The organism is Pseudoalteromonas sp. 4NS20-0020, from assembly GCF_057554385.1.
In genome coordinates, this window is the sequence record NZ_BAAJMI010000004.1 from 405,312 (window position 1) to 426,521 (window position 21,210).

At 41.5% G+C, this 21,210-nt stretch carries 21 protein-coding genes; 5 read left to right on the forward strand and 16 right to left on the reverse strand.

Features of this window, described 5'->3' with window-relative positions:
* Window positions 1-65: 65 nt before the first annotated feature.
* The 11 genes from hflX to cutA form a co-directional block, all read right to left on the reverse strand.
* Window positions 66-1,355, reverse strand: coding sequence for a ribosome rescue GTPase HflX (gene hflX, locus AC27JL_RS12450; protein ID WP_487195743.1), 1,290 nt, complete (start codon window positions 1,353-1,355; stop codon window positions 66-68).
* A 15-nt stretch (window positions 1,356-1,370) separates the two neighbouring features.
* A complete protein-coding gene (gene hfq, locus AC27JL_RS12455) occupies window positions 1,371-1,634 on the reverse strand; it encodes an RNA chaperone Hfq (RefSeq protein ID WP_006791241.1) in 264 nt (87 codons plus the stop codon).
* An 81-nt stretch (window positions 1,635-1,715) separates the two neighbouring features.
* The gene (gene miaA / locus AC27JL_RS12460; protein WP_008128382.1) at window positions 1,716-2,633 is read right to left on the reverse strand and encodes a tRNA (adenosine(37)-N6)-dimethylallyltransferase MiaA; all 918 of its coding nucleotides are present in this window, start codon (window positions 2,631-2,633) and stop codon (window positions 1,716-1,718) included.
* Window positions 2,634-2,643: 10 nt separating this feature from the next.
* Window positions 2,644-4,476, reverse strand: a complete 1,833-nt coding sequence (gene mutL / locus AC27JL_RS12465) for a DNA mismatch repair endonuclease MutL (protein WP_487195744.1) — start codon at window positions 4,474-4,476, stop codon at window positions 2,644-2,646.
* Window positions 4,477-4,512: 36 nt separating this feature from the next.
* A complete protein-coding gene (locus AC27JL_RS12470; RefSeq protein ID WP_487195745.1) occupies window positions 4,513-5,808 on the reverse strand; it encodes an N-acetylmuramoyl-L-alanine amidase in 1,296 nt (431 codons plus the stop codon).
* Between the two features lie 79 nt (window positions 5,809-5,887).
* Complete coding sequence (tsaE, locus tag AC27JL_RS12475) at window positions 5,888-6,352, reverse strand: tRNA (adenosine(37)-N6)-threonylcarbamoyltransferase complex ATPase subunit type 1 TsaE (protein ID WP_276754043.1); 465 nt, start codon at window positions 6,350-6,352, stop codon at window positions 5,888-5,890.
* A 126-nt stretch (window positions 6,353-6,478) separates the two neighbouring features.
* On the reverse strand, window positions 6,479-7,819 hold the full coding sequence (gene accC / locus AC27JL_RS12480; RefSeq protein WP_008128373.1) for an acetyl-CoA carboxylase biotin carboxylase subunit: 1,341 nt from the start codon (window positions 7,817-7,819) through the stop codon (window positions 6,479-6,481).
* Window positions 7,820-7,845: 26 nt separating this feature from the next.
* A complete protein-coding gene (accB, locus tag AC27JL_RS12485; protein WP_006791247.1) occupies window positions 7,846-8,313 on the reverse strand; it encodes an acetyl-CoA carboxylase biotin carboxyl carrier protein in 468 nt (155 codons plus the stop codon).
* A gap of 43 nt (window positions 8,314-8,356) precedes the next feature.
* Entirely contained in the window at window positions 8,357-8,809 is a 453-nt protein-coding gene (gene aroQ / locus AC27JL_RS12490; protein WP_006791248.1) for a type II 3-dehydroquinate dehydratase, read from the reverse strand.
* Between the two features lie 229 nt (window positions 8,810-9,038).
* A complete protein-coding gene (locus AC27JL_RS12495) occupies window positions 9,039-10,829 on the reverse strand; it encodes a protein-disulfide reductase DsbD (RefSeq protein ID WP_487195746.1) in 1,791 nt (596 codons plus the stop codon).
* Complete coding sequence (cutA, locus tag AC27JL_RS12500) at window positions 10,829-11,149, reverse strand: divalent-cation tolerance protein CutA (protein ID WP_006791250.1); 321 nt, start codon at window positions 11,147-11,149, stop codon at window positions 10,829-10,831. The genes AC27JL_RS12495 and cutA overlap by 1 nt, the downstream gene beginning before the upstream one ends.
* A 170-nt stretch (window positions 11,150-11,319) precedes the next feature.
* Between cutA and AC27JL_RS12505 the strand changes: the two genes are divergently transcribed.
* From AC27JL_RS12505 to AC27JL_RS12525, 5 genes are all read left to right on the forward strand, one after another.
* Window positions 11,320-11,796 (forward strand): FxsA family protein, encoded by a 477-nt coding sequence (locus tag AC27JL_RS12505; protein ID WP_006791251.1) that lies wholly within the window; start codon window positions 11,320-11,322, stop codon window positions 11,794-11,796.
* Between the two features lie 110 nt (window positions 11,797-11,906).
* Window positions 11,907-12,194, forward strand: coding sequence for a co-chaperone GroES (locus AC27JL_RS12510; protein WP_006791252.1), 288 nt, complete (start codon window positions 11,907-11,909; stop codon window positions 12,192-12,194).
* Window positions 12,195-12,243: 49 nt separating this feature from the next.
* Window positions 12,244-13,893: a chaperonin GroEL gene (groL, locus tag AC27JL_RS12515; protein ID WP_487195747.1), complete on the forward strand. Its 1,650-nt coding sequence runs from the start codon at window positions 12,244-12,246 to the stop codon at window positions 13,891-13,893.
* 248 nt (window positions 13,894-14,141) lie between these two features.
* Window positions 14,142-14,297 (forward strand): hypothetical protein, encoded by a 156-nt coding sequence (locus AC27JL_RS12520; RefSeq protein ID WP_170865579.1) that lies wholly within the window; start codon window positions 14,142-14,144, stop codon window positions 14,295-14,297.
* Between the two features lie 86 nt (window positions 14,298-14,383).
* Window positions 14,384-14,890 (forward strand): hypothetical protein, encoded by a 507-nt coding sequence (locus AC27JL_RS12525; RefSeq protein WP_286888217.1) that lies wholly within the window; start codon window positions 14,384-14,386, stop codon window positions 14,888-14,890.
* A gap of 11 nt (window positions 14,891-14,901) precedes the next feature.
* Here the strand turns inward: AC27JL_RS12525 and AC27JL_RS12530 are convergent, their stop codons facing one another.
* From AC27JL_RS12530 to rpsL, 5 genes are all read right to left on the reverse strand, one after another.
* On the reverse strand, window positions 14,902-16,368 hold the full coding sequence (locus AC27JL_RS12530; RefSeq protein ID WP_487195748.1) for an NAD(P)H-hydrate dehydratase: 1,467 nt from the start codon (window positions 16,366-16,368) through the stop codon (window positions 14,902-14,904).
* Between the two features lie 458 nt (window positions 16,369-16,826).
* Window positions 16,827-18,011, reverse strand: a complete 1,185-nt coding sequence (tuf, locus tag AC27JL_RS12535) for an elongation factor Tu (protein ID WP_006791257.1) — start codon at window positions 18,009-18,011, stop codon at window positions 16,827-16,829.
* Between the two features lie 62 nt (window positions 18,012-18,073).
* Entirely contained in the window at window positions 18,074-20,188 is a 2,115-nt protein-coding gene (gene fusA, locus AC27JL_RS12540) for an elongation factor G (RefSeq protein WP_487195749.1), read from the reverse strand.
* A gap of 27 nt (window positions 20,189-20,215) precedes the next feature.
* On the reverse strand, window positions 20,216-20,686 hold the full coding sequence (rpsG, locus tag AC27JL_RS12545) for a 30S ribosomal protein S7 (protein ID WP_004588211.1): 471 nt from the start codon (window positions 20,684-20,686) through the stop codon (window positions 20,216-20,218).
* Window positions 20,687-20,783: 97 nt separating this feature from the next.
* The gene (gene rpsL, locus AC27JL_RS12550; protein WP_002958885.1) at window positions 20,784-21,158 is read right to left on the reverse strand and encodes a 30S ribosomal protein S12; all 375 of its coding nucleotides are present in this window, start codon (window positions 21,156-21,158) and stop codon (window positions 20,784-20,786) included.
* Window positions 21,159-21,210 lie beyond the last annotated feature (52 nt).

Here is a 21,210-nt window from a genome sequence, read left to right on the forward strand (position 1 = left end):
ATTGTGTTAAATCTATCAAATCTACTGCGTTTCTCATACAAAAACCGACATTTAAACGTCAATTTTTAATCTCGGTTGATAAAACCAACAATTTCAGGACCAAATTCTTTAATTAAGCGATTCCATTCAACCATTGGCATCCTTACATCTAGTAGCCAATTGCCTTGTTCATCAAATCGCTCTTCATGCACCGCATTTAAGCTAAAAAGTGAAGCCCTTAAACGCCCGTATAAAGGGGTTAATAAAAGCGTTTTACTAAACATTTTTTTAGCAAGCAACTCGCTAATGGCTTCGCTTAGTAATTCGCACCCTTCACCCGTTTGTGCAGACAACCATACTCTTATAGGTTGACCTTCACTATCTCGATCAATACGCGGAGCAACATTATCAAGCGCATCAATTTTATTATAAATTAATAGTTGTGGAACGTCATCGGCCTCAATTTCTTTAAGCACCGATTGCACTTGTTCAATATTTTCTTTAATTCGCGAATCAGCAGCATCTATTACGTGTAACTGTAAATCGGCTTCACGTGTTTCAGTCAATGTTGCTTTAAATGCAGCCACTAAATCGTGAGGCAAATGACGGATAAAACCCACGGTATCGGCTAAAATCACTTGGCCAACATCACCCAACTCCAGTTTACGCAGTGTTGGGTCAAGCGTCGCAAAAAGCTGATCGGCAGCATAAACCTCAGAATCTGTAATACGATTAAATAATGTAGATTTACCCGCATTAGTGTAACCCACTAACGACACCGTTGGAATTTCATTACGGCTACGCGCGCGTCTACCCTGCTCACGCTGGACAGCCACTTTTTGTAGTCGTGCACGAATACTTTGAATACGTACGCGCAGTAAACGCCTATCGGTCTCTAATTGAGTTTCACCAGGTCCACGTAGACCAATACCACCCTTTTGACGCTCAAGGTGAGTCCAACCTCGGATCAGCCGAGTAGACATATGACGTAGTTGTGCCAATTCAACCTGCAATTTACCCTCATGGGTACGTGCACGTTGGGCAAAAATATCAAGAATAAGGGTCGTTCTATCAAGCACACGGCACTGACAAACGCGCTCTAAGTTGCGTTCTTGTGACGGTCTGAGTTGATGATTAAAAATAACGACATCTGCATTGTGGATTTTGACAATCTCAGCTATTTCTTCTGCTTTACCGGTACCGACGAATAGTTTCGGATGTGGTGCTTGACGGCTGCCTTGCACAACCGCCAAACTACTAACACCAGCAGAAGATACCAACATTTCTAATTCATGAAGATCTTCACGATCCCCTTCTTTAGGTAAGTCGATATGAACTAAAATTGCCTGTTCGCCGGATTCATAGCGGTCAAACAAGCATTACGCTCCTAATTAAAAGTTTCCAGCTTCTGGTTCTTCAGTGTCATCGCTCCCTTGAACACCTTGGAAGTTGACTGCGCGAGCAGGTACAACTGTTGAAATTGCGTGTTTGTAAACCATTTGGTTTACCGTGTTTTCAAGTAAAATAACAAATTGATCAAATGACTGGATTTTACCTTGTAATTTTATGCCATTAACCAAAAAGATTGATACCGGAATGCGCTCACGACGTAGTGCATTCAAAAATGGGTCTTGTAACGATTGGCCTTTTGCCATGTTATTCTTCCTTCGTTCTAGGTGTTATTATAATTAAGTGGCTGAACTCATTTAATAAAGCTAAATCATATCCAACTACTACTAGCTTAGCGAACTTACTACATGATGCAAGTTTTCTTCATCGCCGGTTGTTAACCAAGTAACATCAGGCCAACTTCTCAACCAAGTTAATTGACGTTTAGCCAATTGCCGGGTTGCTGCAATACCTCGAAATACCATTTCATCATGACTTACTTCACCCGCAAGGTAATCCCACATCTGTCTATAGCCCACACAACGAATAGAAGGCATATTGTGATGTAAATCTTTACGTAGATATAAGGCCGAAACTTCATTTTCAAACCCCTGATCTATCATTATTTTAAACCTTTCTTCAATTCGTTGATGTAATTCACTTCGCTCTTGCGGCGCGATGGCAAATTGATGAAAAGTATACGGTAAAGGTGGCTGCTTTTGCTTTTGCAGTTCAGTCATTGTTTTACCGGTTAATCGATATACCTCCAGCGCACGGTTAATTCTTTGCGAGTCGTTTTCACTCATTTTTTGTGCCGCTTGTGGATCTATTTTTACGAGTTCTTGGTACAAGTGTGGCCAGCCAAACTCACTAGCCTCTGCTTCAAGTTGAGCCCTTATAGCTGGGTCTGCCTCAGGCAGAGGCGATAAACCGTCAATAAGTGCCTTGAAGTACAGCATTGTACCTCCAACTAATACAGGTACTTTACCTTGTTGATGAAATTCATCAATTTTTTTTATTGCATCACGTCTAAAATCTGCAACAGAATACGTTTCACTCGGGTCAAGCAGATCAATAAGATGATGTGGAGCGCGAGCCAATTCTTCTGAATCAGGTTTTGCAGTGCCAATGTCCATACCTTTATACACTAATGCTGAATCGACGCTGATTATCTCTGTATTTAAATGCTCGCACAAAGAAATAGCCAATGCTGTTTTACCTGCAGCAGTGGGACCCATTAAAAATATAACTGGTAATTGACTCAACACGAACACCCTAATTTAATTGCGCTAAATACTGACTTAGCTCTATTTTAACTGCTTTTTCACGCAAGCGTTCAATAGTTTGCGGATTATTTTGTAAGCGCATTTGTTGAGTTATAAATACGTTGCTAGCATAAAAGCGCGGCGGTATACATTCGGCCTGCCATTTTAACCAATCTTCTATGTTCTCAAACTGCCTTTTACACGCGCTTAGTAACTCGTTAACAGCATTACTTACATCAAGTAAATACAAACATGAAGGCAGCTTTTTAACCATAACAAACTGCTTCTCTATCACCAATTCAAAGCCAAGCAGCGTGAACCACGATTGCTGCCCTTCGATTAGCAAACAGTCTTCTTTTGATAAATTAACCCTTACAGGTAATAACAATGCTTTACCTTCAAGGCTACCTTGCTCTTTAATTTGCTCATGCCAATCATCAACTATGGCGTATTTAAAATGTGAGCAAAATAGCTGCTGCTGCGCACTAAAGACACAGTTTCCATCATGCAAACTAATAATAGACACCATATTTACAGCACTTTGATCAGGTACTGATGAATCTTGCAGAGTGGTTTGCGCCACGACATCAAAGTGCGCAGCATGTTGTTCACTCACTCCTTGATAAAACGCATTCACGTCTTGATGGTTTGCACTTGATGATGCTCTGTATTCACCACCACTACTTTTTGCACCAGTTGAACTTGAACTACCTGAGTAATTTGGTTGTAACTGAGATTTAGGATAATCGTAACCGCCACGAGTCTCATTTTTAGATGTCGACGGATGCATGGCATGAGTAAATGCAGGTAAATGATCATCAGCTGTCGTTACCGCTTCATTGTTAAACTCACCTTGCAATGGCACAACAACTTGCTTGATCGCTTGTAAAATAAAGTCATGTACTAAGCGACCTTGATGAAAACGTACTTCATGCTTTGCTGGGTGTACATTTACATCAACTTGGCGTGGGTCAATATCAATATAAATTACAAACCCTGGTAGCTCTTGTACCCCACTAACTTCTTCAAATGCCTGACGAATAGCGTGTAAAATGAGCTTATCGCGCATCATACGATTATTTACATACGTGTACTGTGTTGTATTTACAGAGCCTACCGGTAAAACCCAGCCATGTAGTTGAAGCCCTGCTTCCCCTGATTGAATATGAAGTCCTTGCTCTGCAAACGCCTTACCTGCAACTTGTGCAACGCGAGTTATGGCGTGAGCGGGATCTGTTTTGGCGCGGTATTGCCTAACTACTTTTTCGTTATGAGTCAGCGTAATCGATACATCAAACCGGCTAAGCGCTATACGCTTAATGAGCTCATCAATATGGGTAAACTCTGTTTTTTCGGTACGTAAAAATTTGCGCCGTGCAGGGGTATTAAAAAATAGATCTTTAACCTCAATGGTGGTGCCATCAGGGTGAGCAACCGGCTTAACTTGCACAGCCATATCACGGCCTTCTGCAAATGCTTGCCAAGCAGCGTCTTGAGTCTTTGGTTTGGAGCTGAGGGTTAATCGCGATACTGAGCTAATTGAAGCTAATGCCTCACCCCTAAAACCTAGTGAACAAATATTTTCTAAATCATCAAGCGACTTTAACTTACTTGTCGCATGGCGAGAAAGCGCAAGTGTGAGCTCTTCTTTACCTATACCCGAGCCATTATCACGAATACGAATAAGCTTATGGCCACCACGCTCTATCTCTATTTGAATACGAGTAGCGCCAGCATCTAGGCTATTTTCAACAAGCTCTTTTACTACCGACGCTGGACGCTCAACCACTTCACCTGCGGCAATCTGGTTGGCTAAACGGGCAGGTAGTATTTCAATATTCATGATATTTCCTAGCAAACTGCGTGCAGATTTATGTAATTAACTCTGTGGTATGTCGAGCTCTTGACCAATAAAAAGCGTGTTTGAATTTAGTTTATTTACTTTTTTTATTTTACTTATGCTGATCCCATAACGGCTTGCCAACATACTTAAAGATTCACCCGGACGTACTTTATGTTTTGTAGGGTATTGCGACTTTAATTTTGCAAACAACGAATCATCTGGTGGGTTTTTCAAATAGTAATTTTTAATTGAAGTGAACATAGCCGTGGCTAAACGCTCTTGATGATTTGCACTTTTCAATAATTTTTCTTCTCGCGGGTTAGATATAAACCCCGTTTCGACCAAAATAGAGGGAATATCTGGCGACTTAAGAACCGCAAGGCTTGCATGTTGCGGGTCTTTTTTATGAAGCTTTGCAACTTTTCGTAGCTCTTTAACTACTTCTTCTGCAACGTTTAAGCCGGTTTTCATTGAATGATCCATCGACATATCAAGTAATGCTTGCGCTAAGTATTTTTCGTTAGCCGCATCTTTCATTACATCGGCTGCACCACCGAGCAACTCGGAATGCTTTTCTTTATCTTCTATCCATTTACCGATTTCAGAATTAGCTCTTCGTAATGACAACACCCATACCGATGCACCATTGGGACCAGGGCTTGTAAATGCATCAGCGTGAATAGACACAAAAAAGTCGGCTTTTTTCTCTCGTGCTCTGTTTGTTCTCGTATTAAGTTTTACAAAGTAATCGCCACTTCGTACCATACGCGAAATCATGCCCCGCTCAGCGTCTATCATTCGCTCAAGACGCTTAGCTATTTGCAACGTGACCGTTTTTTCATACGTGCCTGATGGCCCTATTGAGCCAGGGTCCTCACCGCCATGCCCCGCATCGATAGCAATTACAATATCGCGTTCTTGGCTAAGTTGACGTTTTTTAGCAGCTTTTTGTGCAGGTGAAGCCACTGGTTCTGGTTCACTTTTATTATATAAATCGACCACAAGCCTATTTTTGTATGGCCCAGTAGGCGCAAGCGCAAATAGCACTGGTTTTACGGGTGCGCTTAGCTCAAATACTAAACGAACGCTTTGCTTATTTTTGGGCTTTGAGTAACGTAATTTGCTAACAATTTGGTGCTTAGGTGGCACACCGGGTAGTACTTTAAGCTCTTTGGTGTTTTCTAGGTCAACTACTAAGCGGCTTGGGTTTTTTAGCATAAAATAACTAAAATCGGGTTTATCGTCTAAATCAAATACAACGCGTGTACTATCTGGAGATGGCCACACACGCACACTATTTATCGTGTTTTGTGCCCACAAAGAAAAGCTCATGATGAAAATCATAAGAGAAACTGAGAGTTTAATTGCGCCTCGATTCATTTGATAATTACTGCCTTCACTATTTTATTATTTATTTTTTTAGTTTATCGACAATTGCTGCACCACGTTCACTGGTACTTTTGAACACAATTTTACGCTCGTCACCTACATAGCTTAGCGTTATATCTAAATCGGGTACAGGAATAAACTCTCCACCCTTTTCTGGCCATTCAACAACACAAATAGCCTGCGGTGAAAAATAATCGCGTATACCCATAAATTCGAGTTCTTCTGGATCACCTAAACGATACAAGTCAAAGTGATAAACGTTTGCACGGTCAAGCTCATAGGGTTCAACCAGTGTATATGTTGGACTCTTAACTTTACCTGTATGACCAAAGCCTTGCACCACACCACGTGTAAACGTTGTTTTACCAGCGCCTAAATCACCATGTAAATAAATCACAGCACCTTGCTCAATAATTGCTGCTACTTGCTTACCCATTGCAACAGTTGCAAGTTCATCATTTAAGTGAGATTCAAAACTACGGGTCATTATTACCTCAAAATTAACTTAAAAGCGCATATTAGCTAATCATACCAGATTATTTATTTATGGCGATAAATTGAAGTTTCAGGCATAAAAAAACCGGCAAAAGCCGGTTTTTTTAATTTAGGAAGATTACAAACCTAACTTTTTCTCAAGGTAGTGAATATTAGTTCCACCATTTTGAAAATTCTCGTCTGCAAGAATACGCTTATGCAAAGGAGTATTAGTTTTAATTCCATCAATTACTAATTCGTTTAGTGCATTGCGTGCACGGGCAATAGCCACATCACGGTTTTCGCCGTAAGTAATTAGCTTGCCAATCATCGAATCATAGTGCGGTGGTACTGTGTAGTCAGCATAAATATGGCTGTCCCATCGAATACCTAACCCACCAGCTGGATGAAAACGCGTAATTTTACCCGGTGACGGGATAAACGTTTCAGGGTCTTCAGCATTAATTCGACACTCAATGGCATGGCCACGAATAACGACGTCGTCTTGCGTGAACGATAATGGCTGACCCGCTGCTATTTTTAGCTGCTCTTTGATCAAGTCGATACCTGTAACCATTTCTGTTACTGGGTGCTCAACTTGAATACGGGTATTCATTTCAATGAAATAAAACTCGCCGTTTTCGTATAAAAACTCAAACGTGCCCGCACCGCGGTAACCAATTTCAATACATGCACGTGTACAACGCTCGCCAATAAACTTACGTGTTTCAGCTGTTATGCCTGGTGCAGGAGCCTCTTCAACTACCTTTTGATGACGGCGCTGCATTGAACAGTCGCGCTCACCTAAGTGAACCGCATTACCTTGTCCGTCGGCTAGTACTTGTACTTCGATATGACGTGGGTTTTCAAGGTATTTCTCCATGTAAACCATACCATTACCAAAAAACTGTTTAGCTTCTTGCTGCGTTAGTGAAATTGAATTTACTAATTCAGATTCATTGCGTACTACACGCATACCACGACCACCGCCGCCGCCAGCTGCTTTAATAATAACCGGATAACCAATGCGCTTAGCAATTTGCATGTTGCGTTCGTTATCGTCTGTTACAGGACCATCAGAACCCGGTACACATGGAACGCCAGCTTTACGCATTGCGGCAATAGCAGATACTTTATCGCCCATTAGACGAATTGTGTCGCCTTTTGGTCCAATAAATACAAAACCACTTTGCTCAACTTGGTCTGCAAAGTCTGCGTTTTCTGCAAGAAAACCATAACCTGGGTGAATCGCTACCGCATCAGTTATTTCGGCCGCAGCAATAATGCGCGGTATATCTAAATAACTTTCTGTTGCTGATGGCTTACCAATACAGATGGTTTCATCTGCAAGCAATACATGCTTAAGATCGCGATCCGCCGTTGAATGAACAGCAACCGTTTTGATCCCAAGCTCTTTGCAGGCGCGCAATATACGAAGTGCTATTTCACCTCGGTTTGCTATGACTACTTTATCTAACATTAGAGTTGGCCTTTTACGTTATGCTATTAGTCAATGATGAATAGAGGTTGGTCAAATTCAATTGGCTCGCCATTTTCAGCTAAAATTGCGCGTACAGTACCCGCTTTATCAGCTTCAATTTGGTTCATCATTTTCATGGCTTCAATGATACAGAGTGTATCGCCTACATTAACTTTAGAGCCTACTTCTACGTAAGCAGGTGCCTCTGGAGAAGATGCTGAGTAAAATGAACCAACCATAGGTGATTTAACTTGATGACCCGTTGGTGCAGCAGGCGCAGCTTCTGCTTCAACTGCTACAGGGGCTGCAGGGGCTGACGCTTGCTGTGCAGGAGCTGGTGCATATTGTTGTGGTGCAAATTGTGGGTAAGCTGGACCCGCACTCATGTTGTTACGGTTTATGCGTACCGACTCTTCACCTTCAGTGATTTCTAGTTCCGCAATGCCCGATTCTTCTACTAATTCGATAAGTTTTTTTATCTTGCGAATATCCATTACACGACCCGCCTGTTAGTTTGTTAGTGTGTTAATTTTTAAATTAAATTGCGTTTTGCGACCGGTTAACCGCTGCATTTAATGCTGCGTGGTAACCCATTGCACCTAATCCACATATAACGCCTTGTGCCACATCTGAAAAATAAGAATGATGGCGAAAAGCTTCACGTGCGTGCACATTGCTCAAGTGCACCTCATAAAACGGAATATCAACACTTAACAATGCATCACGTAATGCAACGCTTGTATGCGTAAATGCTGCGGGGTTAATAATGATACAATCAACCGCTTGCCAAGCATTATGAATTCGTTCTATGAGCGCTTGCTCACCATTACTTTGAAAGTGCGTAAGTTCAACATTCAGACTATTAGCGGTATTCGTTAGTTCGCTCATAATCTCGCTAAGTGTTTGCGTACCGTATTTTTCTGGCTCGCGCTTTCCTAGCATGTTTAAATTTGGACCATTAACAACTAAAATCTTTAATTTTGCAGCCATAATACGCGATATACCCTCTAAGTAATGAGTTAAGCCATTGCTAGCTATTTTTTAACTTTAAACTAAGCATAAAAAAGCTAAATTGCAACATTTTCTCACGTTAGCTGGGTATTATAGTGATTTCGACGTAAATAACAGCAAAATACTGGTCCAATCACTATTTAAGGTACATTTTGAAAGGTATAAATAACAAAGCCACTTAGTAAACTTAAGTGGCTTTATTGCACTATTATTGTGCGCTGGCACGCACTGTAGCAAGGTGTTTAGCAAAATCATCAGCATTTAAAAAGCCTGTCACTCGCAACGTGCTTAGCTCTTGCCCTTGAGTATTAAAAAACAAAATACTCGGTAACCCGAACACGTCATACTCTTCCATTAGCTCAATAGTTTTACTATCACTTTCAGTTAAATCGATTTGAATTAACTGATAATGACTAAACTCCTTTTGCACATTTTCATCAGGAAAGGTGTAATGTTCAAACTCTTTACACGCAACACACCAATCGGCGTATAAATCGACCATAACAGGTCGACCTTGTTTATTGGCATCATCGACCGCGACTTTTAGTTCGGCTAAATTGGCAACGTGTTTAAACTCGTTTTTTTGTGAGTTTACTTGGACTTGTACAGGCCAAAAATAGTCTTTAGCTAAACTAAATCCAGTAAATACCAATAACATGGCTGCAAACCATAAAGCTGTTTTTAATTTACTTTGCTGCTGATTACTTTGCCAATGGTGTAAGTACAAAGCAGCAGCTAACGCCAATATACCTGCCATAAGTAATATAATGTTGGCGCTAATCAAACGCTCTAACAATATTAGCGGAACGACCAACATTACAAAGCCAAATAAGGTTTTAACTTGCTCCATCCAACCGCCTGCTTTAGGTAGTAATTTACCACCCGATGTACCAAGCAATAATAAAGGCAACCCCATGCCTAAACTCAATACATACAACGTTAGCCCGCCCACTAAGTAATCACCACTTTGCGCAACGTATAATAAAGCGGCTGATAGCGGCGCCGTAGTACAAGGTGATGCAATTAAACCGGACAATACCCCCATCAAAAATACACCAACATAGTTGCCACCTTTTTGATTATTACTTACCTGCGTGAGTTTATTCATCATACTGCTAGGGAGTTTTATTTCGTACCAACCAAACATCGACATAGCCAGTAATACAAATAATAAGCTAAAGCTAATAAGTACATAGGGGTGCTGTAAATACCCTTGTACTTGTCCACCTAATGCTGCAACAACTAACCCTAATGCTGCATAAGTTACCGCCATGCCTTGTATGTATACGAACGAAAGTGCAAAGGCTTTTTTAGTTGATAAATTTTGTTGCCCGGCAATTAAGCTCGACAAAATAGGAAACATCGGGAACACACATGGTGTAAAAGCAAGCCCCACGCCCACTGCAAAAAATACTAATAAGTTAATAGCTAAACTTTGACTTGCCAGTTGCTCAGTAAAAGAAAGATCTTTTTTAGTGATAGCAGCATCCGATTGCGATGTTGATTCGGTTAATGCGCTTGCAGCATTAGACGGTGTTGCATTTTGCGATTGCTCGCCTGCAATCACACTCAATGGAATAGTGATAACTTCAGGCGGGTAACAGAGCCCAGCCTCTGCACAGCCTTGATAACGCACTTTGACTACGGCGCCTTCATTTACGTCACTCAGCTTACTGATGATACTAACGCTTTGAAAAAACACCTCTGTTTTACCAAAAAATTCATCTTCGATAATCTCGCCATCACCTAAGCTTCCTACATCAATGCTGGCATCTTTAGCGAGTATCTCTATTTTTTGCTTATATAAATAGTAACCTGGCGCAATATCCCACCCTATAAACAAGGTGCGACCTTGCTGATCAAAGTCAAACTCAAACGCTTGTGTTACGGGTAAAAAGGTTTGCTGCGTGGGCGCTAATAAATCATTAAGCACATTATTTGATGTAGCCTTTGCAGGGGCTATTAATAATGTCACTAATAGCAAAAACAAAAAGCGCATTAATGTAATACCTCATCCATCCAGTTAAAATAAGCCAAGTTCCCGGTTGTTATGTCAATAACTTGTATCTCAGGTACTTCGTAGCTATGCATCGCTTTTATCGTTAAAAACACATCGTTCATTTTCTCTGTTTTGGTTTTAACTAGCATTTTAACTTCTGTCATTTCTTTTACCTCACCCTCCCACATATAAATAGAAGACATTGCTGGTAAAATATTGACACACGCGGCCAGCTTTTTTTCTACCAAAGCTTTACCAAGCATGCGTGCTTCAGCCTCGTTTTTACAGGTAGTAAAAATTAATTTAAATTGTGTATTCATTATGAACCTTTACTTGTTGAACGATGTCTAGCTTCATAGTATCTGATAGGTAAGCCAATGTGTAGAAATCCAGTTAAATGACACCACCTACGCATTAACCTTGAAAAGAGACCTATTAACCCTCACTTATATTTCATCAACTCTTACGAGTACCTTATTTAGAGAGCATTATGTTTAGATTTTTATTTGTGTTGTTTATTATCATTCCTATTATCGAAATCGCCTTGTTAATTCAAGTAAGCGATGTAATAGGGGGTGTAGCGACTATTGCACTAGTGGTTATTACCGCAATTTTAGGCGCTAAGATGGTGAAACAACAAGGTATGGGCGCACTTCAAAATGCGCAAACGCAAATGGCGCAAGGCCAAATGCCTGCTAAAGAATTATTCACGGGAATATGCGTTATTATTGCCGGTGTACTATTGTTAACGCCAGGCATCATGACTGACGTTTTTGGCTTACTTTTATTAACCCCTGCAATTCGTAATAAATTAGCTGCAGGCCTTGCAAGTCAGGCAACTGTGAGAATGAGTGCAGGTATGCAACAAGGTCCTTCCCCATACGCGCAACAACCGCATTCGATGCGTGACCAGCAACAAACCGAACAACCAACAACCATTGATGGTGAGTTTGAACGAAAAGATTAAAAATTTATCATTTTTTCTCTTGGAATTTTTTACTCTACCCCCATTAATGAATGCAAATTAGAAAAGCTTTTTTCTGTACTGTTCAGAAACTGTTAGGAGAACTAAAAAACATGAACATTCGTCCTTTACAAGATCGCGTAATCGTTAAACGTCTAGAAGAAGAAACAAAATCTGCTGGCGGTATTGTATTAACTGGCTCTGCAGCTGAAAAATCAACTCGCGGAGAAGTGGTAGCCGTAGGTAATGGTCGTATTTTAGATAACGGTGACGTTAGAGCTTTAGAAGTAAAAGCCGGTGACACTGTGTTATTTGGCTCATATGTTGAGAAAACTGAAAAGATCGAAGGTCAAGAGTACCTGATCATGCGTGAAGACAACATTTTAGGCATTGTAGGCTAAGCCTACTTTTCGTTTAACAAACATTTAAGAATTTAGAGGAATTTAAAACATGGCAGCTAAAGAAGTACTTTTTGCAGGTGACGCACGCGCTAAAATGCTAACTGGCGTAAACATCCTAGCAAACGCAGTTAAAGTTACATTAGGTCCTAAAGGCCGTAACGTTGTACTAGACAAATCGTTTGGCTCTCCAGTGATCACTAAAGATGGTGTATCTGTAGCAAAAGAAATCGAACTTGAAGACAAGTTTGAAAACATGGGCGCGCAAATGGTTAAAGAAGTTGCATCTAAAGCAAATGATGCAGCAGGCGATGGTACAACTACCGCTACAGTACTTGCACAGTCTATTGTTAATGAAGGCCTTAAAGCGGTTGCTGCAGGCATGAACCCAATGGACCTTAAACGTGGTATTGATAAAGCAATCATTGCTGCTGTTGCAGAGCTTAAGGCGCTTTCTGTTCCTTGTGCTGATACTAAAGCTATTGCTCAAGTAGGTACTATTTCAGCTAACTCTGATAAAGAAATTGGCGACATCATTGCAGAAGCAATGGAAAAAGTAGGCCGTAATACAGGTGTTATTACTGTTGAAGAAGGTCAATCACTAGAGAACGAACTAGATGTTGTAGAAGGCATGCAGTTTGACCGTGGTTACCTATCTCCTTACTTCATTAACAACGCTGAAAAAGGCGCAGTTGAATTAGATAACCCATTTATTCTACTTGTAGATAAAAAAGTATCTAACATTCGTGAGCTACTACCTACATTAGAAGCCGTTGCTAAAGCAAGCAAGCCACTATTAATCATTGCTGAAGACCTTGAAGGCGAAGCACTTGCAACGCTTGTAGTTAACAACATGCGCGGCATTGTTAAGGTATCAGCGGTTAAAGCTCCTGGTTTTGGCGACCGTCGTAAAGCGATGTTACAAGATATCGCCGTATTAACTGGCGGTACTGTTATTTCTGAAGAAATTGGCCTTGAGCTTGAAAAAGCAACAGTTGAAGACCTAGGTACAGCTAAGCGCGTTGTTATCACTAAAGACGATACAACTATCATCGATGGTGCTGGCGAAGAAGAAGGCATTACCGGTCGTGTTTCTCAAATTAAAGCACAAATTGAAGAAGCAACATCAGACTACGATAAAGAAAAACTACAAGAGCGTATGGCTAAACTTGCCGGCGGTGTTGCAGTAATTAAAGTAGGCGCAGCAACTGAAATTGAAATGAAAGAGAAAAAAGACCGTGTTGAAGATGCATTACATGCAACTCGTGCAGCGGTTGAAGAAGGCGTAGTACCGGGTGGCGGTGTTGCTCTTGTACGTGCAGCTAGCAAGCTAGTTGAACTACTTGGCGATAACGAAGATCAAAACCACGGTATTAAAGTTGCACTTCGTGCGATGGAAGCACCACTTCGTCAAATCGTAACAAATGCAGGCGACGAAGCATCAGTTGTAATTAACGCAGTTAAAGGCGGCGACGGTAACTACGGTTACAACGCAGCAACTGGCGAATACAACGACATGATTGAAATGGGTATCCTAGATCCAACTAAAGTAACACGCTCTGCGCTACAGTTTGCAGGGTCTATTGCGGGTCTAATGATCACTACTGAAGCAATGGTAGCTGAAATCCCTAAAGACGAATCTGCTGGTGCACCTGATATGGGTGGCATGGGCGGAATGGGTGGTATGGGCGGCATGATGTAATCATCACCGTTTAAGCACCTTGCTTATATAAAACCCAGCTTCGGCTGGGTTTTTACTTTTTAGTACTTTTTTATTGTTATTGTTCAATTTACCCCCAAATAGTAATAACGTATAAATTAAAAAACCACACCATGGACATACTTAACAGTAATGGAATTACTTTAATCGCAGTGCTTGTAACCCTAATATCTGCATTGCTGCTTTTAATAGTTTGCCTTTTGTTAAAAATGATTACTTGGGGTAAAAGTATGTCGAAAGGGGCATATTTATTTTTAGCTTTTTTTCCGCTTATTTCCCTGATGCCTATTCCTCCACCTACCTACGAAAATGTTCAAAAGGCGAAGCAAGAGCAAAGAAAACGTAAGGAAGACTCAGGCGACCCGCCGGATGAAGAAATGGAATAAATGATTACGTTTATTAGCTAACAATAGACAAGTGCTTGCGAAACGCTGTACATTTATTATTAATAATTTATGAAGTTAATTACTAAATGCAGCAACGTAAAAAATTTAAGAACCCTTACATAGGGCTAAGAAAAGAGGATTTTGTTGAGTTAGTTGGTAGTGAAAAAGAATTACTTACGGCCGAAATTGAACTGGCCGACAGTAAAGGTGAGTCACTCGCTTACTTTAGAATCGATGGCGATTTTTTCTATGATGATATTTATTATTCGGCTGATATATTAGTTCCGAAAACACACTGGTTAAGCTCTCACGATGTAAATAAAAAAAAACTCTGGATTGCTGTTATTTACAACGTACCTTACGGTGAGTATTTAGATGCAGAGTTTGATTTTAACAAAGTTGATGACCCTAACTTTGGGGTAGTAAAACCTGTATTGGTTAGTGAGCTCAATGAAAGCGAGCTCGCCTATGAAAAAGTAAAGCGCCTAGAGATGTTTGCTAATATCGAAAAAGCAGCGACTGAAGATAAACTCCTTCAAACAGAAAAAGATCTCATTCTGACCAAGCTTTTAAGCAAAGTGACTAAACACTAATCTAATGAAAGTCAGTTTAACAGCTGTCTCACTATGCTAAATAAATCGGAGGGTAGCATACCTCGCTGCCCGTCTCGCTCACTGGCGATATAACCGGCTTTAGCGTGCAGTGTTACACCATAACGCACTGCCTCATCTATATCGAGGCCTTGAGCGCATAATGCACCTATAATACCGGTGAGTACATCGCCACTACCACCAACGGCCAGTGCTGCGTTACCGTCTTCACACACCCACGTATTCTCAGCATTATCAATTAATGTTCCGGCTCCTTTTAATACGCAAGTAGCGTTATAGCGCTTAGCACACAATCGAGCATTCTCGAACCTATTTGACTCAACATCTACAATAGTTTTACTTAATAGCCTGGATGCTTCTCCTGGGTGTGGTGTAAGCACACATCGCTCTAACATGTATGATGAAGCTTGCTTAGCAAGTAAATTAAGAGCATCTGCATCTATGACTAATGGCATTTTATTATTTTGGCAAAATTGCATTACTTCATCGAACGTTTGTTGTGCCCATTCGTCCTGCCCAAGCCCTGGCCCTATTACTACGCAGCTAGCCCACTCAAGCGCTTCTTTTAGATTAGTACTGGTTACCATTAATTCTGGCCTACCAATGCTTACAGGCACTACAGAACTTGAATGTGTATACACTTTTACCATACCCGCACCTGCTCTAAGTGCGGCCTCGCTGGATAATCTAATTGCGCCAGCCGTCCCCTCATTACCACCTACACAGAGGAGTTTACCATGAGTTCCTTTATGGCTATTTAGGTTACGCGCACCAAGCTTTTTAAAGCTCTTAATATTTATAAGTGTGCCGCTTGAAGTAGCGAGCTCAAAAAATGCAGGTCCTATATTTAGATCGTCAAATATTAACTCCCCGCAATGTTGTTTACCTATAGCCGTTGTTAGCCCCTGCTTAATACCAACAAAGGTTATTGTTTTACTTGCTTGTATAGCAATACCTAAAGGTTGGCCAGTATCTGCGCTGATACCTGAGGGTACATCTATACTCAATACAGGTTTATTACTGGCGTTAATTTCATTAATAATTTTAGCAAAATTATCGCGAACCGAGCTTGTGATCCCTGTACCTAGCATTGCATCTATAATTAAATCACTTCGGTTTAATAACTCACTCGTATAAGCATTAACTTCACCGCCTTCATCACGCCATAACTTAAACGCTTTTGCAGCATCTCCTGTTAGTGATTTTTCAGGGTTAACGGCACACAAAGTTACTCGCTTACCCGCTTGCTTAATTAGGCTCGCGGTAATATAAGCGTCCCCAGCGTTATTACCATGCCCTACAACAACTAACGTATGCTCTGCATTAAAGTCTTGCCAAGCGTTGAATGCAGCGTACCCAGCGCGCTGCATGAGGGTAAATAACTCACAATGGCTATTTTTAGCAGCTAGTGCCTCGTTATCCCTAACTTCTTTTGCAGTAAATATTAGTTTATTTAGCATGAAGACCCCTCTAATAAGTGACACCCTACCTTATCAAATACACATATCGAGCGGCTAGTTTTGTGAGCTTTTAATCGAGGTAAGTTCGTTTATTCAAACGTACTAAAGATCACATATTTATCCGGGTCAGATAACTGAAAAATAATCACTTTTATTCAGGTATTAAAAACTTAAACGCTAAATATTACTCATTGAACGTTGCTACAAAGCACCTACGCCAGAGGTAAGAGCGCCACCTTCACGTGAGGCAAATTGCAGGCATTAAAAAACCCGAGACTAAGCTCGGGTTTTTTTAGCATTAATTAACTTATACGTTAACTATTACTCGTTGAGCGTTGCTACAAAGCACCTACGCCTAAGGTAAGAGCGCCACCTTCACGTGACGTAAATTGCAGGCATTAAAAAACCCGAGACTAAGCTCGGGTTTTTTTAGTATTAATTAACTAAAACGTTAATTATTACTCTACGATAGTTGCTACAACACCAGCACCTACAGTACGGCCACCTTCACGGATAGCAAAACGAAGACCTTCATCCATCGCGATTGGTGCGATTAGAGTTACTGTCATCTTGATGTTATCACCAGGCATTACCATTTCTACGCCTTCTGGTAACTGTACGTCACCAGTTACGTCAGTTGTACGGAAGTAGAACTGTGGACGGTAACCTTTGAAGAATGGAGTATGACGACCACCTTCATCTTTAGAAAGTACGTATACTTCTGAAGTGAATGTAGTGTGTGGGTTGATTGAACCAGGCTTAGCTAGTACTTGACCACGTTCAACGTCTTCACGCTTAGTACCACGTAATAGTGCACCAATGTTCTCACCAGCACGACCTTCGTCAAGAAGCTTACGGAACATTTCAACACCAGTACAAGTAGACTTAGTAGTCTCTTTGATACCAACGATTTCAACTTCGTCATTCACGTTGATGATACCGGCTTCAACACGACCAGTTACAACAGTACCACGACCTTGGATTGAGAAAACGTCTTCGATAGGCATGATGAATGGCTTATCGATGTCACGCTCTGGCTCTGGGATGTAAGAATCTAGTGCTTCTGCAAGCTCTACAATCTTGTCTTCCCATTGCTTCTCGCCTTCAAGTGCTTTAAGTGCAGAACCTTGAATTAGTGGTAAGTCGTCACCTGGGAAATCGTACTCAGAAAGAAGTTCACGAACTTCCATTTCTACTAGTTCAAGTAGCTCTTCGTCATCAACCATGTCACATTTGTTCATGAATACGATGATGTAAGGTACGCCAACCTGACGAGAAAGAAGGATGTGCTCACGCGTTTGTGGCATTGGGCCATCAGTCGCAGCTACTACTAAGATAGCGCCGTCCATTTGTGCAGCACCAGTGATCATGTTTTTAACATAATCGGCGTGACCAGGACAATCTACGTGTGCGTAGTGACGAGTTGGTGTGTCGTACTCAACGTGTGAAGTTGAGATTGTGATACCACGCTCGCGCTCTTCTGGAGCGTTATCGATTGATGCGAAATCTTTAGCAACACCGCCGTATACTTTTGCAAGTACGTTAGTGATTGCTGCAGTTAGTGTAGTTTTACCGTGGTCAACGTGGCCGATTGTACCAACGTTTACGTGCGGTTTTACGCGTTCAAACTTTTCTTTTGCCATCTTAAAAAATTCCTAATTAAGAAATTAAAGCCTGACTCACTATTGAGCCAGACAAGCTAAAATCATATTACAGCGCGAGCTGAAATTATTGTATCTGCAACCTGCTTTGAGGCTTCAGCGTACTTCAAAAACTCCATAGAGTAAGAAGCACGACCCTGAGTTGCAGAACGTAAAGCAGTCGCATAACCGAACATTTCAGACAGTGGAACTAGCGCATTTATTTGCTTAAGTCCACCAAGTGCATCTTCCATGCCCTCGATCATGCCGCGACGACGGTTTAAGTCGCCAACTACATCACCCATGTTTGAGTCAGGAGTGATTACCTCAACCTTCATTAGTGGTTCTAAAAGAACTGGGTTTGCTTTAAGCGCACCGTCTCTCATAGCTAATGAACCTGCAATTTTAAATGCCATTTCATTCGAATCTACATCATGGAACGAACCATCATATAAAGTCGCTTTAACGCCAAGTAAAGGATAGCCTGCCAGTACACCTTGAGACATTTGCTCTTGGATACCTTTGTCTACCGCTGGGATGTATTCTTTAGGAACTGATCCACCTACGGTTTCGTTAACGAATTCGTAAATTGGAGAATCATCATCCGAAATATCCATCGGTTCAAGCTTCAACCAAACGTGACCATATTGACCACGACCACCTGATTGACGAATGAACTTTCCTTCAACTTCTACAGTTGAACGAATAGCTTCACGATATGAAACCTGCGGCTTACCAACGTTACATTCAACACTGAATTCACGTTTCATACGGTCGACGATAATATCTAGGTGAAGTTCACCCATACCAGAAATAATTGTCTGGCCTGATTCTTCGTCAGTTTGTACGCGGAAAGACGGATCTTCGGCAGCTAGTTTACCTAGCGCGATACCCATCTTGTCCTGGTCAGCGATTGTGCGAGGCTCAACCGCAACAGAAATAACTGGTTCTGGGAATTCCATACGCTCAAGCGTAATAATTGAATTCGGAGCACACAGTGTCTCACCTGTTGTAACGTCTTTAAGACCAATAGCCGCCGCGATGTCGCCTGCGTAGACTTCTTTGATCTCTTCACGAGAGTTTGAATGCATCTGTACGATACGGCCAAGTCGCTCACGCTTACTTTTAACTGGGTTGTATACCGCGTCACCCTGTTTAACAGTACCAGAGTAAACACGGAAAAAGGTTAAAGTGCCAACAAACGGGTCTGTTGCAATTTTAAATGCAAGTGCAGCAAACGGCGCTTTATCATCAGCTGGACGTTCCTCTTCGGTACCATCTTCTAAGATACCTTGGATTTGTTTAACTTGTTCTGGTGAAGGCATGTATTCTACAACGCCGTCAAGCACCGCTTGAACACCTTTGTTTTTAAATGCGCTTCCACAAGTTACTGGAACAATCTCATTGGCCAATGTGCGTTGACGTAAAGCATTTTTAATTTCTGCTTCACTTAACTCTTCACCTTCTAAGTATTTGTCCATTAGTTCTTCTGAGGCTTCAGCAGCGCTTTCAACTAAATGAGAGCGCCATTCTTCAGCTGACTCAAGAAGGTCTGCCGGTATTGCCTCATATGTGAAAGTCATACCCTGGTCCGCTTCGTTCCAGTTAATCACTTTCATTTTTATAAGGTCAATAACACCTTTAAAGTCGTCCTCAGCGCCTACTGGCAACTGAATTGGAACAGGCGTTGCTCCAAGACGAGATTTCACCTGGCTAACAACAGCTAAAAAGTCAGCGCCCGTGCGATCCATTTTATTTACGAAGATCATTCTTGGAACTTCGTATTTGTTCGCTTGACGCCAAACTGTTTCAGTTTGCGGCTGTACACCAGAAGAAGCACAAAGCACAACTACCGCACCATCAAGTACGCGTAAAGAACGCTCTACTTCGATAGTGAAATCTACGTGTCCTGGAGTATCAATAATATTGATACGATGGGCGTCAAATTGAGCGTCCATCCCTTTCCAAAAACACGTTGTTGCAGCAGAAGTGATTGTGATACCACGCTCTTGTTCCTGCTCCATCCAGTCCATAGTTGCAGCGCCATCATGTACTTCACCGATCTTATGAGAAAGACCTGTGTAGAACAGAACACGTTCTGTTGTGGTGGTTTTGCCTGCATCTACGTGAGCTACTATGCCGATATTACGGTAGCGCTCAAGTGGAGTTGTACGTGCCATATGATCCTCTTAAAGGTTAAGGACAGATTACCAACGGTAATGAGCGAATGCTTTATTCGCTTCAGCCATACGGTGAACGTCTTCACGTTTCTTAACCGCAGTGCCTTTATTATCAGCAGCGTCAACGATTTCTTGAGCTAAACGTAAGCCCATAGATTTTTCGCCACGCTTACGTGCAGCGTCTACTAACCAACGCATACCTAATGCGTTGCGACGAACTGGACGTACTTCAACTGGTACTTGATAAGTTGAACCACCAACACGGCGAGATTTAACCTCTACCTGTGGACGGATGTTATCAAGTGCAGATTCAAAGATTTCTAGGTGCGACTTGCCTGATTTCTCAGCAGCCACGTCTAGCGCACCATAAACAATTTTTTCAGCAGTAGATTTCTTGCCGTCTAACATTACGATGTTAACGAATTTAGCAAGAAGTTCAGATCCGAACTTAGGATCTGGAAGAATTTTACGTTGACCTATTACGCGTCTTCTAGGCATTTTGTATCTCCGGTTTATTCAGGTTTGCTCTTTCGAGTCAATCACCCAAAACAATAATTAATAATATTTAGTGCTTGGCCTTACTAACGGAATACAATTACCCTTTAGGGCGTTTTGCACCGTATTTAGAACGAGCTTGACGACGGTCGCTAACGCCTGCACAGTCAAGTGCACCACGTACAGTGTGAAAACGCACACCTGGTAAATCTTTAACACGACCACCACGGATTAGGATTACACTGTGCTCTTGAAGGTTATGACCTTCACCACCGATGTAAGATGTTACTTCGAAACCGTTAGTTAAACGTACACGAGCTACTTTACGTAACGCTGAGTTTGGTTTCTTAGGTGTAGTTGTATATACACGAGTACATACACCGCGCTTTTGCGGACACGCTTTTAGTGCAGCTGAGTTACTTTTCGTAACCTTGCTACGGCGTGGCTTACGCACTAGCTGGTTAATAGTTGCCATTTAAATAGCTCCTGAAATTAAAATTACTACTGAAAAAAATAAAAAAATCCGC